Annotated in this window: 11 protein-coding genes; all 11 read left to right on the forward strand. The window is 42.1% G+C overall.

Translation table 11 applies throughout. The features are described from left to right. Positions 1-244: 244 nt before the first annotated feature. The 11 genes from OQX61_RS11355 (at position 245) to OQX61_RS11405 (ending at position 16,748) form a co-directional block, all read left to right on the forward strand. On the forward strand, positions 245-3,115 hold the full coding sequence (locus tag OQX61_RS11355; protein WP_265841789.1) for a SusC/RagA family TonB-linked outer membrane protein: 2,871 nt from the start codon (positions 245-247) through the stop codon (positions 3,113-3,115). Positions 3,116-3,133: 18 nt separating this feature from the next. Next, complete coding sequence (locus tag OQX61_RS11360) at positions 3,134-4,774, forward strand: RagB/SusD family nutrient uptake outer membrane protein (RefSeq protein WP_265841790.1); 1,641 nt, start codon at positions 3,134-3,136, stop codon at positions 4,772-4,774. A gap of 25 nt (positions 4,775-4,799) precedes the next feature. Then, positions 4,800-7,850 carry a TonB-dependent receptor gene (locus tag OQX61_RS11365; protein WP_265841791.1) on the forward strand — a complete coding sequence of 1,017 codons (3,051 nt, stop codon included), beginning with the start codon at positions 4,800-4,802 and terminating at the stop codon, positions 7,848-7,850. Positions 7,851-7,859: 9 nt separating this feature from the next. Beyond that, the gene (locus OQX61_RS11370; protein WP_265841792.1) at positions 7,860-9,602 is read left to right on the forward strand and encodes a RagB/SusD family nutrient uptake outer membrane protein; all 1,743 of its coding nucleotides are present in this window, start codon (positions 7,860-7,862) and stop codon (positions 9,600-9,602) included. 43 nt (positions 9,603-9,645) lie between these two features. Then, a complete protein-coding gene (locus OQX61_RS11375; protein ID WP_265841793.1) occupies positions 9,646-11,085 on the forward strand; it encodes an alpha-L-fucosidase in 1,440 nt (479 codons plus the stop codon). Between the two features lie 15 nt (positions 11,086-11,100). Next, a complete protein-coding gene (locus OQX61_RS11380; RefSeq protein WP_265841794.1) occupies positions 11,101-13,170 on the forward strand; it encodes a glycoside hydrolase family 2 TIM barrel-domain containing protein in 2,070 nt (689 codons plus the stop codon). A 64-nt stretch (positions 13,171-13,234) separates the two neighbouring features. Next, positions 13,235-14,011 carry a DNA-formamidopyrimidine glycosylase family protein gene (locus tag OQX61_RS11385; protein WP_265841795.1) on the forward strand — a complete coding sequence of 259 codons (777 nt, stop codon included), beginning with the start codon at positions 13,235-13,237 and terminating at the stop codon, positions 14,009-14,011. Positions 14,012-14,198: 187 nt separating this feature from the next. Continuing rightward, positions 14,199-14,792 (forward strand): alpha-ketoglutarate-dependent dioxygenase AlkB, encoded by a 594-nt coding sequence (locus tag OQX61_RS11390; protein WP_265841796.1) that lies wholly within the window; start codon positions 14,199-14,201, stop codon positions 14,790-14,792. A gap of 190 nt (positions 14,793-14,982) precedes the next feature. Then, positions 14,983-15,594 (forward strand): TetR/AcrR family transcriptional regulator, encoded by a 612-nt coding sequence (locus tag OQX61_RS11395; RefSeq protein WP_265841797.1) that lies wholly within the window; start codon positions 14,983-14,985, stop codon positions 15,592-15,594. Between the two features lie 40 nt (positions 15,595-15,634). After that, complete coding sequence (locus OQX61_RS11400) at positions 15,635-16,066, forward strand: DoxX family protein (RefSeq protein WP_265841798.1); 432 nt, start codon at positions 15,635-15,637, stop codon at positions 16,064-16,066. 88 nt (positions 16,067-16,154) lie between these two features. Next, on the forward strand, positions 16,155-16,748 hold the full coding sequence (locus OQX61_RS11405; protein WP_265841799.1) for a hypothetical protein: 594 nt from the start codon (positions 16,155-16,157) through the stop codon (positions 16,746-16,748). The last annotated feature ends 38 nt before the right edge of the window (positions 16,749-16,786 follow it).

A 16,786-nucleotide genomic window follows, 5' to 3' on the forward strand; every position in this document is an offset into this window, starting at 1 on the left:
AAAAATAATATTCCTTCAGCTTTGGTTTAACCAAAAACTAAAAACCAAACTATGAAACTATCCTCTTTTAACCACCATTTTCTTCTGGTCAGCAAGTAATTACAATACGTTTAGGTTGAATACCCTTCGCCTGCTGTGTGGTAGCAGCAGCGAAGGGATCTTTTATCTATTGCGTAAATCCCGCTGATTCTGTTCGTTTTTGAGCGAAGCAAACCTATCGTCAACTAGACCTAAAACCAGATATATGAGAGAAAAACTACGCTATTCATTTAAAAATTTGGGGCTGTGTGTACTCTGCTTTACCGCAGCGAGTGTTCATCAGAACGCATCCGCACAATCCCAGGACAGCACTTTCAATAAGAAAGCGCTAAACGACTCTGTCCGAAAGGCGGTAAAGAGTTCTTATGCCTATCAACAGCCGGGGGCGCAGATACCGGTGTTGTTTGGGAAACAACGCAAAGACCAGGTTTTGCAATCGCAGGCTGTGATCAGTGGCAATGAACTACTCAGCTTCCCGGTTTCACAAATTGAATCGGCATTGTATGGTAAATTTGCCGGTCTTTACATCACTCAGTCTTCGGCTAAACCAGGCGATGACGCCCCATCGATCTCTTTGAGAGGTCGTACGCCATTAGTACTGGTAGATGGGGTGCCCAGAAATTTAACCAATGTCGATCCGGAACAGATTGCTTCGGTATCCGTATTAAAAGATGCCCTGGCCAGTGCTATGTACGGCATGAGAGGTGGGAATGGCGTCATCCTGATTGAAACTAAAAGAGGGAGCATTGCGCCAAGAAAAATCTCTTTTACTGCGCAAACTGCCATTCAGAAGCAGTTAAATACACCTTCATTTTTGAATGCCGCAGATTATTCGACGCTTTTTAATGAGGCCTTGATAAATGATGGCAAACAGCCGGTTTATACAGCGGAGGCGATCGAAAAATACCGCAATGGTTCAGATCCGGTTGCCTACCCTAATGTGGACTGGTATGATACCATTTTGAAGAAGAAAGCTGCCATGCAAAGGTACAACCTGAACTTTTCGGGAGGGAACCAAAAGGCACGTTACTTCGTGGATCTGGATTACCTGAATCAGGATGGTTTCTTTGTCTCTGATGCAAAAAGAAATAGTTACGAGACCAATAACTCCTATAAACGATATGGCTTCAGAACGAATATTGATGCGGATCTGACTAAAAACTTATTGCTGTCGCTGAACATCTTTGGCAGGATCAGAAATGGAAATGAGCCAGGTGCACTTGATGCAGGCCTGAGCGGGATTACAGGGTCAGATGTGATCTATTCTAGTTTATTGAGAACGCCAAATAATGCCTATCCGGTACTCAATCCTGACGGCTCTTTTGGTGGAAATCAGCAGTTCAATTACAACTTGTACGGTCAGGTAGTCGGTTCTGGTTACCGACCGGCTTACAACCGAAACCTTGGTGTAGACCTGAGCTTAAGACAGCAGCTGGATGCGGTGTTGGATGGTTTGTACATCAAAGGAAAAGGCTCATTCAATACCTATTATTCAGAACTGATCAACAGGAGTAAGTCTTTTGCTGTGTATGAGTATTTGCCTGATCCAGGCGGAGAACCCATCATTAACAAGTACGGAACGGATGGCTCACAAAATAATATTTCTTCCATCGAGTTGACGAACAGACAGATCTATGCAGAAATGTTGTTGGGCTACGACCAGGTTTTTGGAAAACATGAAATCAATGCTTCCCTTAACTTTAATAGTGATAACCTGATTACGGGATCAGATTTAAGTCTGAACAATAATGCTATTGCGGGTCGATTTCAATACAATTACAGCAAAAAGTATTTTGTAGAACTGCTGAGTTCCTATATGGGAATGAATCGGTATCCAAAAAAACACCAATGGGGATTCTTCCCTGCCGTAGGCTTGGGATGGGACATTTCAAAAGAAGATTTTCTGAAATCAGTTACTGCTTTAAATCAGCTTAAAATCAGAGGAAGCTATGGTAAAAGCGGCGATAATAATGGCGCCGGTTACTTTGTATATGACCAGTTTTACAATGGTTCCGGGAGTGTTTACTTTGGATCTCCGGCAACTGGTAACAGTTCTATGATAGAGGCACAATTGGCCAATCCGAATATTACCTGGGAAAGTGTCAATAAACTGAATGTAGGATTAGACATTGCTGCTTTCCAGAATAAATTACAATTCACAGTAGAATATTATAAAAATGCGTATTCGGATCTGTTACAGCAGCGTGGTACCAATGCAAGTGCGATTCTGGGCAACAGCAGGCCAGACGAAAATATAGGGAAAAGAACCTACAGCGGAGTAGAACTGACGGCTGGTTATTTCGGGAAAACCGAAAATGTAAACTGGTTTGTGAATGCTAATGTTTCCTTCAGTAAGAGCAAAATAGACTTTATAGATGAGGTGATCAGACCGTATGACTGGATGAAAAGAACAGGATTACCAGTTGGACAACCTTTCGGAATGGTGGCTGATGGTTTCTTTAACAACCAGGCGGAAATCGACAACAGTGCAAAAATTGATGGATACAAAGCCGTGCCGGGCGATATCAGGTATAAAGATCTGAATGGCGATGGCGTGATCAATGTATTCGATGAGCAGGCGATAGGGAGTACTAAGCCCTTAGTTCTTTACGGATTGACTGCAGGTTTCAACTATAAAGGTTTTGAATTCTCTATGGTTTGGAATGCGGTAACCAACAGAAATGTTTATGTACTTGGCGCAGGTACTTATGAATTCCAGTCGGTAGGAGTGGGAGGCTATGGACAGGCATTTACCCATCACCTGGACCGTTGGACGCCAGCGACCGCAGCCACAGCAACCTATCCACGCTTAACTGTAGGAACCAGTGTGAATAACCAGCGTCCTTCTTCTTTCTGGTTGAAAAATGGCAACTACCTCCGTCTGAAAAATGCGGAACTGGCTTATTCCTTACCGCAACGCTGGATCAGTTTTGTGAAAATAGACAGGGCCAGAATCTTTGTGAATGGCACCAATCTCCTCACTTTCACTGGTCTGGATAGGGTAGACCCTGAAGTAGTGGCCTGGGATTATCCAAACCAGCGCGTATTCAATGTTGGCATCAACCTACAATTTTAAACCTACGAAACGACAGTAATGAAGAATGTAAAACATATAATTACAGGACTTGGCCTGGTTGTCATTTTGGCTTCCTGCTCAAAATCAGTGGAAATTGAACCGCTGGAAAGAATTAATGAAGACCTGGTCTTCGATCAGATAGATAAAAATGCAGATTATGCAAAGCAGTTCCTGAATGGTACTTATCTGCAATTGCCCGATGGATATAACCGCTTGTTGACAGCGTTTCTGGACGCAGGAACCGACGATGCGGTGTCTTCACAGGATGGCAGTATTGTAGAGGGATTTAGAACAGGTCTGGTTTCCGGTCAGAATGTGCCCGACAACCAATGGGCAAAAAATTATACAGGAATCCGCAGGGCGAATATTTTCCTTAGTAAAATTGACGTGGTGCCTACCACCGCAGCCTTGAAAATACAATGGAGAGCAGAAGCGAGATTCCTTCGTGCTTATTTCTATTTCGAGTTGCTGAAACGCTGGGGAGGAGTTCCCCTGATTGGCGATAAAGTTTATGGTCTTAAAGACGACATCAATCTCAAAAGAAATACAGCGGATGAATGCTATGATTATATCCTTTCAGAAATTGAAGCGGTAAAAGATTTATTGCTTCCTGTGGTTGTGACAGATCAGAATATAGGAAGAGCAAATAAAGGGGCTGCATTGGCTTTAAAATCAAGAGTGTTGTTGTATCGCGCTAGTCCTTTATGGAATCCTAATGGAGATGTACAGCGCTGGACCGCTGCTGCAAATGCGGCAAAAGATGTGATAACATTAGGTAATTACAGTCTGGGAACAGACTTTATTGCTTTGTTCAATTCGGTAAAACATACAGAGATTATTTTCATGAAGGAGCAGGCACAAAGTCAGACGGTAGAGCTGTACAACGGCCCGATTGGTTATATCAATGGTACTGGAAATACCAGTCCTTCTCAGAATCTGGTAGATGCTTACCTGATGAAGAACGGTAAAATGCCAGGTGAAACAGGCTCAACTTATGACCCGGCAAATCCTTATGCCAATAGAGACAACAGGTTTGCAGCCACGATAATGTACAATACTACTAAATGGTTGAACAGACCTATAGAGACTTTCAACGGTGGCAAGGATCGTCCGGGAGGCAGCAGAACACAAACTAAAACAGGGTACTACCTGCGCAAGTTTATGGGCAAGTTTGAAAGCTCGGGAACGTATAGCAATCAGAATCACCATGTGATCTTATTCCGTTATGCAGAAATGTTATTGAACTATGCGGAGGCATTGAATGAGGCAAGCGGGCCTGTGAAAGAGGCGGTTGATGCCATCATCACGATCAGGAAACGTGCAGGAGTAACTGCTGGTACGGATAGCCGATATGGGATCTCTGCCACGATTAATCAGGATCAGTTGCGCACACTCATCAGAAATGAGCGACGTATTGAGATGGCTTTCGAAGAGCAAAGGTTCTGGGACATCAGAAGGTGGAAAATTGCCGGACAGGTGATGAACAGCCCGGTAAAAGGAATGAACATCGTAAAAAATGCAGATGCCACATTCAGCTATACTGTACAGGATATTGCGCCTTCCGTTTTCGATGTTTCGAAAAACTACCTGTTCCCGATCCCTTATTCAGAGATCCAGACAAATCCAAACATGACTCAAAATCCAGGATATACCTATTAATTCCTCTCCAACAAACCTAGAAATAATGAGAAAAATAATTCTTTTATGCTTGATGCTTTGCCTGGGCACCATGGCGTTCGCGCAACAAATCACGCTGAGTGGCAAGGTGACTGATCAGGGTGGTGGCCCAATTCCCGGCGCTACGATCACAGAAACGGCAAATCCTAAAAACGGTGCTTTTGCCAATGGTAATGGTGCTTTCATTTTAAAAATCAACAGTAAACAGGTTACAATCAGCAGTATTGGCTATGTGCCGCAAACGATCACTATAGGAAGTAAGCCTACCATCAACGTGAAACTACTGGAAAATAATTCCCAGATGAATGAGGTGGTTGTGGTGGGATATGGCAAACAAAAGAAGATCAACAGTAGTGGAGCCATCTCTACAATTAGCGGGAAGGAATTGCGCCAAAGTCCGGCGGCAAGTATCCAGAACTCCCTTGCAGGAAGATTGCCAGGTTTATTTCAGCAGCAAACCAGTGGTCAACCGGGTAAGGATGCGGCAAATATTTATATCAGAGGGGTCAGCTCTTTTGCCGGGAATGCCAACAGGCCATTGGTGATTGTTGATGATGTGGAGTTTCAATATGAGCAGCTGAATCAGCTGGATCCAAATGAGGTAGAGAGCCTGTCCATCCTTAAAGATGCGGCAACCACCGCTATTTATGGGATTAAAGGGGCAAATGGGGTAATTGTAATCACTACACGTAGAGGTAAAGAAGGGCCGGCAGTGATTACTTTTCGTACAGAAGCGGGTTTACAGATGCCTACTATTTTAAGGAAGTCGCTGGATTCTTACCAGTCCCTTCAATTGTTAAAAGAACAGGCCATCAATGCAGGTCAGGATCCTAATGTTGCTTTTCCTGGTTTGGTGAGCGATGAAGCACTGGAACATTTCCGTACCGGGGATGATCCTTTTCGCTACCCAAATGTGAACTGGTATGATGAGGTCATGAAAAAAAGTGCCTTGCAACAGCGCAATAATATCGACATCAATGGCGGTACCAATACCCTTCGCTATTTTATTTCCGCAGGTTCCATCTTTCAGAACGGAATCCTGAAAGATGTCAGCAGAAAAGAAAGCTTTGATAATAATTACTATTTAAAACGCTACAATATTCGCTCTAATGTGGATCTGGATGTCAATAAAAACTTAAGTCTGAAGTTAGATCTTTCTACGCGTTTCAGTGAAATTAATGAGCCTAACCTGCCGGATCCTATGGCTGGTGGTGCTTTGCCTTTCTGGCGCAGAATTTCCAGTGGATTGCTTGGCCCATGGGTATACCCGGTTAGAAATTCCGATGGCAGCTATGGCGGTGTAAAAGCAGGATCATTAAACCCTGTTGGTGCCCTGGAATATGGTGGATACAAAAGAAGTTACAGCAACGACCTGAACATGAATTTAAGTGCAGACCATAAGCTGAACTTCCTGACGGAAGGTTTATCGGTAAAAGGTGTGATTGCTTATACCAACAAATCTGGATTTGCGAGAGAGCTGACCAGGGGTCGTTTTCCAGTATATTCCCTGATTCCTGGTACCGATACTTTAGATCCGGTATATCCTGAATTGTTGAGGATAGAGCCGTTGGTAAGAGCGAGTTCTTATACTGTTCCTTTCAGACGTATTAATTTTCAGGGAATTGTAAACTATAACAGACAATTCGGCGACCATAATGTTTATGCATTGGTGCTGACTAACCGTACAGGAGATATTGAAGGTTCAGCAGCTCCGGCAAATTTCCAAGGCTATGCAGGAAGAGCAGGGTACAACTTTAAGTCCCGCTATTTGGTAGAGTTTAATGCAGGTTATAATGGTTCCGATCGTTTCAAATCTAAAAACAGATACGGATTCTTTCCAGCGATATCCGGAGGATGGAACATCAGTGAAGAGCCTTTCTTTAAGAACCATGTGAAAGTGATCAACTATTTGAAAATCAGAGCTTCTCATGGTACGGTAGGAAGTGATGAGGTAGAAGGAAACAGATACTTGTATGAGGAGGTGTATACCGTTGCTAATGATAGTTATTTCTTCGGAGAAAGTCCTACTGGACAAGCTAAAGTAACCCCGGGAACATTGGCTAATTTGGATGTGAGGTGGGAAAAGGAACGCAAAACCAATATAGGTATAGATATGAAGTTGTTCGATAGCAAGCTGGAGATTACGGCAGACTATTTTGACCACCTTCGTTATGATATCCTGACAAAAAGAGAAACGGTTCCTGCCTATTCCGGGCTCAGCCTTCCTCCGGTAAATCTGGGTATAGTGAGTAACAAAGGGTTTGAGTTGGAGATCAACCACCGCAATGCGATCAATGATCATTTTCAATACTTTGTTCGTGCCAATGCTTCTTTCGCCAGGAATAAGATTCTTTTCCGTGATGAACCTGATGGTGTGGCGCCAAACTTAAAGAAAACCGGACGTCCGGTGGGCCAGCTGTATGGTTATGTTTCTCAAGGGTTTTATGATGATGAGGCGGATATTGCAAACAGTCCTAAGGTGCTTGGAAAAACCGTTAAGCCAGGAGATTTAAAATATGAAGATGTGAATGGTGATGGGGTGATTGATGGAAATGACATCACCGCGATCGGGAAACCGGAAACACCAGAGCTGACGTATGGCTTTTCTGCAGGCTTTACTTTTAAAGATTTTGACTTTTCGTTCCTATTACAAGGTGCTTCCAGAAGTAGCATCAGCTCGAATACGCTTTTGCAAATTGGAAATGTGAATGGGATTCCTGCGGCGATCCACCTGAAACGCTGGACACCAGAGAACCGGGAAAATGCGGAATATCCAAGATTGGGTGGAGTAAGTTTTGATGCTTCCACGTTTTGGTTGAGGCCGGCAGATTACCTGCGATTGAAAAACGTGGAATTGGGTTATCATTTACCTAAGACTTTTACGCAGCGGTTAAAGTTGAAAGACATCAGATTTTATGCCAACGGACTAAACCTGTTGACCTTTAATAAATTAAAAATCTATGATGTAGATCCTGAATCGAAACGGGGAAGTGTGGAAGCTTATCAGAATTATCCTCAGATGAAGATTATCAATTTTGGTTTACAAGTAACATTTTAAGAAGAAAACATGAAGAATTTAGTTAAATATATGATGATCACTGTGGGCTTAGGGTTTGCAGTGTGGAGTACAGGATGTAAGAAAGCATCCGATAAAGGGTTCCTTGATCCGACAGATATTGGGCAGATCAATGAGCAAACTGTATTTGCCGATAGTGCGCTGAGTATGCAGTTTTTAAACTCGGTATATGGCGAACTCAATAAAACATATTTCATGCAAAATGGAACAGGTGGCGGTGGGATCTGGGCTTTCTCTGATGCTTCTGATGATGGGGAGGCACGCTGGTCCAGTGGTTTTTCCCAGGGCTATAATCTGGCCAATGTAGCCGGTGGTTCTGATAACTCCTTTAGCTTGTCTACCTGGACCACCTGTTATGCGATGGTAAGAAGGGTGAATGTGTTTTTATTTAATATTGATAGAGCGCCACTTTCCGCAACAAAGAAAACCAGGCTTAAAGCGGAATCCAGATTTTTAAGGGCCTTTGCTTATTATCATTTGCTGAGAACTTTTGGCGGTGTTCCTCTGTTGGGAGATGCTAAGTATGACCTTACGGATGATTTTATGCTACCAAGAAGCAGCTTTGCAGCTACAACGGATTATATAGAAAAAGAGCTGGACGCCATTACGCCGATTTTATCACTGGATTATCCTCCAGAAGATTTCGGACGTCCTACCAGAGGTGCGGTATTGGCTGTTAAAGCTAAATTATTGCTATTGGTGGCCAGTCCGCTTTACAATGAAAGCAATCCGAACTCCGGGCCATTAAAGGGCTTGTTAGGTTATGAAAGTCCGGATGCTAATCGCTGGAAAAAAGCGGCTGATGCTGCTAAAACCGTGATGGACCTGGGTCTTTATCATTTGGTAGAAGACAATACAACTGCACCAGGTTATGGGTATTATGATATGGGAATTCAACGTAAAAATTCAGAATACATCTTTCAGATCATGATGAACACCGGACGTTTTTATGAGCAGTATCTTTTACCGGCTTCGAGAGGCGGACAGAATTATGGAAATCCTACACAACAGCTGGTTGATGATTATGGAATGGCGAATGGTAAATTGATTACTGAACCTGGATCAGGATATGTGGAGAGTACTCCTTATTTAAATCGTGATCCAAGATTTGGCTATTCGATTTTATATAACCAATCGCTTTGGCTGGACAGGACAAGTTTAACCAAAAAACCAGTTGATTTATACATGCAGGCACCTGGCGACGGGATGAGTACCGCACCATATAATACTGTTACCGGATACCTGTGGAGAAGGTTCTGTAATGAAAATGCTGGTGGTAATTTTGGGGTAACCAGTCAGATCGGCTTGGTGGTATCTAGATATGCAGATATCTTGTTGGGTTATGCAGAAGCCTTAAATGAATTTCAAGGACCAAATACAGAGGTTTATACTGCGGTAGAAGCGGTTCGTAAGCGTGCTGGTTTGGTGCCTTATGTGCTGGCTACAGGATTGAATAAAGAACAAATGCGTACGGTAATCCGCCATGAGCGACGTATTGAATTTGCCAATGAAGAGGGACATCGCCTGTTTGATATTTACAGATGGAAGATTGCGGAAGATTTATTGAATGGCCCTATGGGCGGTATGAGGTGGACTAAAACCGGTACTGCTTTTACCGGAGCACGTATTGTTTTCGAAACCAGAAAGTTCAATAGTCCGCAGATGTATTACCATCCGATTCCATTAAAGGAAGTGAACAAGAATAATCTGTTGCTTCAGAATCCGGGCTGGTAAAAAAGATAAATTAGCCGAAACCATAACACACAAAACTGAAAGTATGAGGAAACTATTGATTGCAGGATGCTGCCTCGCAGCATTGATGAGTTTACAGCCCCTAATGGCGCAACAAACGATTACTAAAGAGAAAATTAATTTAACCCATGGTTCCCATAGGGAAGGAAAACGTACCGATCCGGTGATGGAGAAATGGCGCGGCTACGGCTTGGGTCAATTTATCCACTGGGGCCTTTATGCCATTCCCGGAGGAGAATGGAATGGAAAACAGTACAATGGTGCTGCGGAATGGATTCGTTCCTGGAATGGGATTCCAAATTCCACCTATGATTCTCTGATTTATAAGTTTAACCCTACGGCATTTAATGCTACAGCATGGGCGAAATCTGCGAAACAAATGGGCGCAAAGTATGTCACTTTTACTACGAAACATCATGATGGTTTTTGCATGTGGCCAAGTAAGTTTAGTAAGTATACAGTAGCTAGCTCCCCTTATAAAAAAGATATCGTAAAGGCTGTGGTAGATGCTTACGATAAAGAGGGTATAGATGTGATTTTATACTTCTCGGTGATGGACTGGAGTCACCCGGATTGGCGCTATGACTTGAAAACCAGGGAAGATAGCGTCGCTTTTGAGCGTTTTAAGAAGTTTACCCGCAATCAGCTGATAGAATTGCTGACGAATTACCCGAAGGCCAAAGGGTTGTGGTTTGATGGTACCTGGGATAAATCGTGGGTAAAACAAGCAGCTTTTGCAGATGAACTGGAAAAGGAAATGCGTAAACTTCATCCGGGACTGATCATTGGGAGCCGCTTTAGAGCGGATGAAAATGGGAAACGTCATTTCGATTCCAATGGCGTGTTAATGGGAGATTATGAGCAAGGTTGGGAGCGTAAAATTCCTAATAAAATTGAAGATGTGCATGGTAACGACTGGGATTGTGTTATGACTGTTCCTGAAAACCAGTGGGGGTATAATAAAGCCTGGAATGGTCATATTAAATCGGCTACTGAACTCCTGGAGATGACCGCTAAATGTGTTTCATTAGGAGGGAATTTTGTCCTCAATTTCGGTCCACAAGGGGATGGTGCTATCCGTAAAGAAGAATTGGTGCTCGCTACACAAATCGGAGATTGGATGAAGGTGAATCAGGAAGCAATTTACAACTGCGGTTATGCGGCATATGACAAACAGGATTGGGGTTATTTCACTAAAAAAACAGGTTCGGACAAAATCTATATGGTCGTTTTTAACCTGCCGGTTTCCGGGGCTTTGAGGGTAAAAACACCAGCGAAAACGACCATCAGTAAAGCTTATCTATTAGCAGACGCTAAGGAGACTTTCCTTCCTGAGGAGATCAGTGGCGATGAATATTTTTTACACCTGAAAAAGAGAGATCATCAGAAACCCTTTGTGATTGTACTGGAGACAATAAAGAAACAAGAAAACAGTGGGACGAAATACGAGAAAGCTAAAATTTAAAAACGAAATACGAATATGATGATAAAACCCTGGAGACCGCTGTTAATTATGACGGCATTGATGCTATTGTTAAGCGCTGCGGTAAGGTCACAAAATAAGCAGGCAAGGCAGGTTATTGCCATCAATACTGACTGGCAGTTTAAAAAAGATGCGAACCGGAGAGATGTGGCATTGGCAGATCTGAAATGGAAGAAAGTAAGCGTTCCGCATACCTGGAACAATCATGATATACAGACAGGAAAGGGATTTTATGCTGGTGATGCCATTTATCAGAAAGAACTGACGGCTGCTACCGATTGGAAAGGAAAACGGGTTTTTATACGTTTTGAAGGCATCGGTTCAGTGGCACGGCTATACGTAAATGACCGGTATATTGGCGAGCATAAAGGTTCCTATTCTGCCTTTGCATTCGAGATTTCCTATGCGTTGAAATATGGAGAAAAGAATAAAATTGAAATAAAAGTGAACAATGAAGAGCGGGAAGATGTGATTCCAATTAATAATCGCTTATTTCCGATTTATGGAGGGATTTATCGTCCGGTTTCGCTGATCATTACCAATAAGGTCAATATTGCAGTAACAGACTTTGCTGCACCAGGGGTATACATCAGTCAGCAGGATGTTTCCGCTAAATCAGCAGGAGTAAGACTGAAAGTGAAGTTGGAAAATAAGTCTGAAACCGCCACTAATGTTATCCTTTCTACCAGTATTTATGATGCGACAGGAAAAATGGTAAAACAGGCAGAAGAAAAGGTCCACGTTTCCAGACAAGGGGAGCAGATTTTTCATCAGCAGCTGAATATGTTAGCGCCACACCTATGGAACGGAATAAAAGATCCTTATTTGTATACAGTAGTGATACGTATCGCCGATGAAAATGGAGTGCTGGATGAAATTACACAACCATTGGGATTGCGGAAATTTGAGATGAAGCCTGGAAAAGGTTTTTATCTGAATGACCAACCTTATCGCTTGCTAGGCGTTTGTCGCCATCAGGATAAACAAGATGAGGGGAATGCTTTGTCCAATGCACAACATCTGGCTGATTTGGAAGATATCAAGGAAATGGGCGCTACCTCTATCCGTTTTGCGCATTACCAGCAATCAGAATACCTTTATTCAAGGTGTGACAGCATGGGCTTTGTGATCTGGGCGGAAATCCCTTTTGTAAATGCAGTATCTACAAAGGAGGCGGGAAATGCACAATCCCAACTCAGAGAGCTGATTCGTCAGAATTATAACCATCCTTCCATCTATGTTTGGGGACTTCATAATGAGGTTTATGGGAAAACACCGGATGATTATACCGCAGTGTTGACCAGAGATTTGAATGACATCTCAAAAACGGAAGACCCGGATCGTTATACAGTAAGTGTAAGTGGTTATGGAGAAATGGATCGCCCAACAAATTTAAATGCTGACATTCAAGGAATGAATCGTTATTATGGCTGGTATGAAGGGCGCATCGGCGATCTTGAACAATGGGTGTCTGGACTGGAGCAAAAATTCCCGGACTACAGAATGGTATTGGCAGAATATGGAACGGAAGCGAATATAGCTCAACAGGAAGAGCTGAGCAGAGATACCGGAAATCCATCCGGACAAGTATGGCCGGAAGCATATCAGCAAAAATTCCATGAGATTCAGTGGGGGATTATAGCGAAACATCCCTATATCGCAGCTTCTTATGTTTGGAATATGTTTGATTTTGCCGTCCCTCCTGCAAATGGAGGTAGTGTTCCTGCACGTAATATGAAAGGATTGGTTACGTATGATAGGAAGGTAAAAAAAGATGCTTTTTATTGGTATAAAGCGAATTGGAATCCAGAGCCGATGGTGTATATCGCGGGAAGACGTTTTAATAAAAGAACAAATCCGATTACTACAGTAACTGTCTATTCTAATGCCGGACCGCCTACGTTAATAGTAAATGGTAGGAAGATCAACGGACTGAAAATGGGCAATACGAATGTTCATTATATCTTTGAAAATGTGAAACTTCAGAAAGGGAAAAATGGGGTGGAGGTGGTTGTCGGAAAAGCAGGTGCAGAATTAAAAGATCAGCTGGAATGGGACCTTATCTAAAACTATCAGCGTTTTTATTTGTTTTAATCCCAATAAATGTATTTTCATTTTTGAACTCTTTATTATGCCAGAATTACCAGATTTAGAAGTATTCAGTGTCAACCTTAATGAAGCCTTTGCCGGTAAAAAATTAAGTGCGCTGCAAGTACCTAATGATAAAAAACTGAATGTTACTCCTGAAGAGCTGCGGACTACGCTGACCGGGCAGGTGTTAAAGTCGGTGAGTCGTTCCGGAAAAGAACTTCATTTTAATTTTGAAAAGGATGTATTGGCCTTACATCTGATGCTGCAGGGACAATTGCATTTCTTTGAGGAAGTTCATGCCATTAAGTACCCGGTCATAGAACTCTTTTTTGAAGGAGGGATAGGGCTGGTGATGTCAGATCAGCAAAAGATCGCTACGCCAACATTGAATCCGGGAGTAGCAGCAGCACCAGATGCTTTGGATAAAAGCATAACTGTGGCGTTTTTGACCGAACACTTTAAAGGTAAAAAGGCAGCGATTAAAGGGATTCTCCTGGATCAGCACCAGATTCGTGGAATAGGAAATGCTTATGCCGATGAGATTTTATGGAAAGCCGGGATTTCTCCGTTTTCTCTCGCCGGAAAGATCCCCGAAGAAAAGATTAAGGATTTACACCAGGCGATAAAAGAGGTGTTAACCGATGCGGTAAAAGAGATCAGAAAGGCCCATCCGGGAAGTATCACCGGAGAGTTTAGAGATTTTCTAAAAGTACATACCCAGCATTTCCAGAAGAGCCCAACTGGTGCAGAAATCATCATTGAAAAAAAAGGAGCCAGAAAAACCTATTATACCAAAGAGCAGCAGCTTTTTAATTAATTAGTAATTGAGTATCCAATAGCTACAAGCTAAACGAAAAGTAGTTCATTGTTTTTATGACCCCTGATTATAAATAAAGCAGGGTCTATCAAAAAACCTTTGGAATAAGCTGCGTCCAGCTATATAATTGTTTAAAAGATCATTCAAAAATGAGCTATCTTTAGGTGAAACCATTTGACCAAAACTGATGTACGGAGACCATGTTAACCTGCTTCCCATTCCCGGAGAAGCATTGTTCCTTCCCGGTTTTTTTACGGAAGAAGAAAGTAATGTCTTTTTTGAAGAACTGACTGTTGGCATAGCCTGGAAACAGGAACCCATCCAGATTTTTGGCAAAACGGTTTTACAACCCAGATTTACGGCTTTTTATGGAGATCCGGACCTGAGCTATAGCTATTCCGGAATCACCATGAATGCTTTGCCCTGGACGGATGCCTTAATGGCCGTTAAAAACAGGATTGAAGAACGGTATCAGGTGAAATTTAATGTGTGTTTACTTAACCATTACCGGGATGGCAGCGATAGCATGGGCTGGCACAGAGACAATGAAAAAAGTCTGGGGAAATATCCTTTCATCGCTTCAGTGAGTTTTGGCGCCCACAGGATTTTTCAATTCAGAAGGTATAAAGAGAAAATCCCGATCATTTCTATAGACCTCAGCCCTGGTAGCGTATTGATTATGAAAGGGGAAACACAACATTATTGGGAACATCGATTGCCAAAAACAATTAAGGTGACCGGACCCAGAATCAATTTAACTTTCAGGCTGATTTTAGATTAAGTAATTGCAACCTCCATGAGGCTAACCTCAGGAATAAGCTAAATTGATGCGGTCATTAAATGCAACAGATCATTTGAGTAAAAGAATAAGGCCGTTAATTGTTGTAATTAAGTCAGAATAGCGCAAAGAGTTTTATAAATATAATTTACCCATTACTTTTGTTAACGGTGTTAATAAAATTATAGATGATATGGGAATTGCAGAGCGTAAAATAAGACAGAAGGAAGAATTCAGAGCAAGTATTCTGGAAGCAGCGTGGCAGCAGGTTATTTCTGATGGCTGGCAGTCTTTATCGATTCGGAAAATAGCGGATGCGATTGAGTACAGTATTCCTGTCATTTATAATCACTTCGAAAATAAAGAGGCTATTCTCTTAGAATTCACAAAAGAAGGTTTTCAGAAACTGGCAGATACCCTGCAATTGGTTAAAGACCAATATACGGTTCCTGCTGAGCAGCTGGAAGCAATGGCACATGCTTACTGGGACTTTGCATTTGATCATAAGGAATATTATCAATTGATGTTTGGACTTGGAATTCCGGCCTGCGACCGTGTAAACGAAATCGAAGAATTAAAATATGCCACCAGCATTATGATTTCTACCATTAAAGCAGCGATCGAAGAAAGTAACCATCCCGAAACCGATTATTTCTTGAAATACCATACTTACCTGTCCATCCTTCATGGTTTAGTTTCCATTCAAATGATTCAAAAGGAAGGAAAACCGGATGCCTCGAAGAAAATGATTCTCCAGGACGCAGTTTCCGGCTTTATCATCTCGATAAACAGAAGTAATTGTTAATTTTAATCAATATTTAACCTATACAAACACCACAACATCAATGAAAAAACTATTCAACACTAATTTCAATCAGGAGGGGATGCACTTTATGTTGCTGTTCCTTCGTGTGGCCATCGCTGCGCTTATGATCAGTCATGGTTACCCAAAACTGCAATACTTATTTTCCGGAGAACCAATCCAATTTGTTGACTTTTTGGGGATTGGGAACACCGCTTCTCTGGCACTTGCCGTTTTTGCTGAATTTGTCTGTTCTGTCCTACTTCTGGTTGGACTGGGAACACGACTTGCAGTTCTTCCTTTGATCGTGACGATGTTGGTTGCCATATTTATGGTGCATGCAGCTGATCCCTTCGATAAAAAAGAATTGGCTTGTCATTATCTACTGGTTTATGTCTTTTTACTGGTTTCCGGAGGCGGAAAGTACAGTATTGATCACTTGATTATTCGCAACCTAAACAAGAGAAGACGTTAAGGGCATTATTTTTGTATCAGGGCTCCTGATATTAATTGGAAGAATAATCCGTTATAGTCAGATCACACAGAAAGAAAAAGTATATACCATGAAAAAGATCCTTATCCTTTGCCTAACGGCGATTATTATCCAAAGCTGTAGTGTCAGCAAACAACAAATAAAGGCACTGGAGAAATGCACTTATAAAGTAGTCTCTGCGGATCAGATCTCTCTTGGAGGTACGGATGTGAAGAAACTGATGAATGGTCAGGATATTAACCTGGGTAGTCTTCCTGGTTTAGCACTGGGATTGCTAAGAAAGGATGTTCCGTTAAAAGCACGTTTAAATCTTGAAATCACCAATCCTACACCTAATACTGCCGCGATTAATGAATTTGAATACAAAATCTTAATCAACAGAGCAGAAATTGCTTCCGGTTTTGTAAATCAGGAAGTAAGGGTAGAAGGTGGTAAATCGACCATCGTGCCTGTAGATATGGTGGCGAATATTTATCCTTTTGTAACGAATAGCAAAGTGATGAATGAGATTACCGAATTTATTAAAGGAAATAAAAATGGTGGAGAGAAAAAAGGAATTCTTACTTTAAAGATCAGACCGAGCTTTAAAGTTGCCGGTCAACTGGTTAAGTACCCTGGATTTATCACCATCGATAAAGAGGTAAGTAGCAAAATATTGCTATAAGATCCGTTTTCTTTTACAACGTTGTTACAAATATTGAC

The sequence above is a fragment of the Pedobacter sp. PLR genome (assembly GCF_026239675.1).
GTDB lineage: Bacteria > Bacteroidota > Bacteroidia > Sphingobacteriales > Sphingobacteriaceae > Pedobacter.

What these genes read in the sequence shown, in the direction of transcription:
- OQX61_RS11355 (WP_265841789.1), top strand. Translation starts at nt 245, where the DNA reads ATGAGAGAAAAACTACGCTATTCATTTAAAAATTTGGGGCTGTGTGTA.
- OQX61_RS11360 (WP_265841790.1), top strand. Translation starts at nt 3,134, where the DNA reads ATGAAGAATGTAAAACATATAATTACAGGACTTGGCCTGGTTGTCATT.
- OQX61_RS11365 (WP_265841791.1), top strand. Translation starts at nt 4,800, where the DNA reads ATGAGAAAAATAATTCTTTTATGCTTGATGCTTTGCCTGGGCACCATG.
- OQX61_RS11370 (WP_265841792.1), top strand. Translation starts at nt 7,860, where the DNA reads ATGAAGAATTTAGTTAAATATATGATGATCACTGTGGGCTTAGGGTTT.
- OQX61_RS11375 (WP_265841793.1), top strand. Translation starts at nt 9,646, where the DNA reads ATGAGGAAACTATTGATTGCAGGATGCTGCCTCGCAGCATTGATGAGT.
- OQX61_RS11380 (WP_265841794.1), top strand. Translation starts at nt 11,101, where the DNA reads ATGATGATAAAACCCTGGAGACCGCTGTTAATTATGACGGCATTGATG.
- OQX61_RS11385 (WP_265841795.1), top strand. Translation starts at nt 13,235, where the DNA reads ATGCCAGAATTACCAGATTTAGAAGTATTCAGTGTCAACCTTAATGAA.
- OQX61_RS11390 (WP_265841796.1), top strand. Translation starts at nt 14,199, where the DNA reads ATGTACGGAGACCATGTTAACCTGCTTCCCATTCCCGGAGAAGCATTG.
- OQX61_RS11395 (WP_265841797.1), top strand. Translation starts at nt 14,983, where the DNA reads ATGGGAATTGCAGAGCGTAAAATAAGACAGAAGGAAGAATTCAGAGCA.
- OQX61_RS11400 (WP_265841798.1), top strand. Translation starts at nt 15,635, where the DNA reads ATGAAAAAACTATTCAACACTAATTTCAATCAGGAGGGGATGCACTTT.
- OQX61_RS11405 (WP_265841799.1), top strand. Translation starts at nt 16,155, where the DNA reads ATGAAAAAGATCCTTATCCTTTGCCTAACGGCGATTATTATCCAAAGC.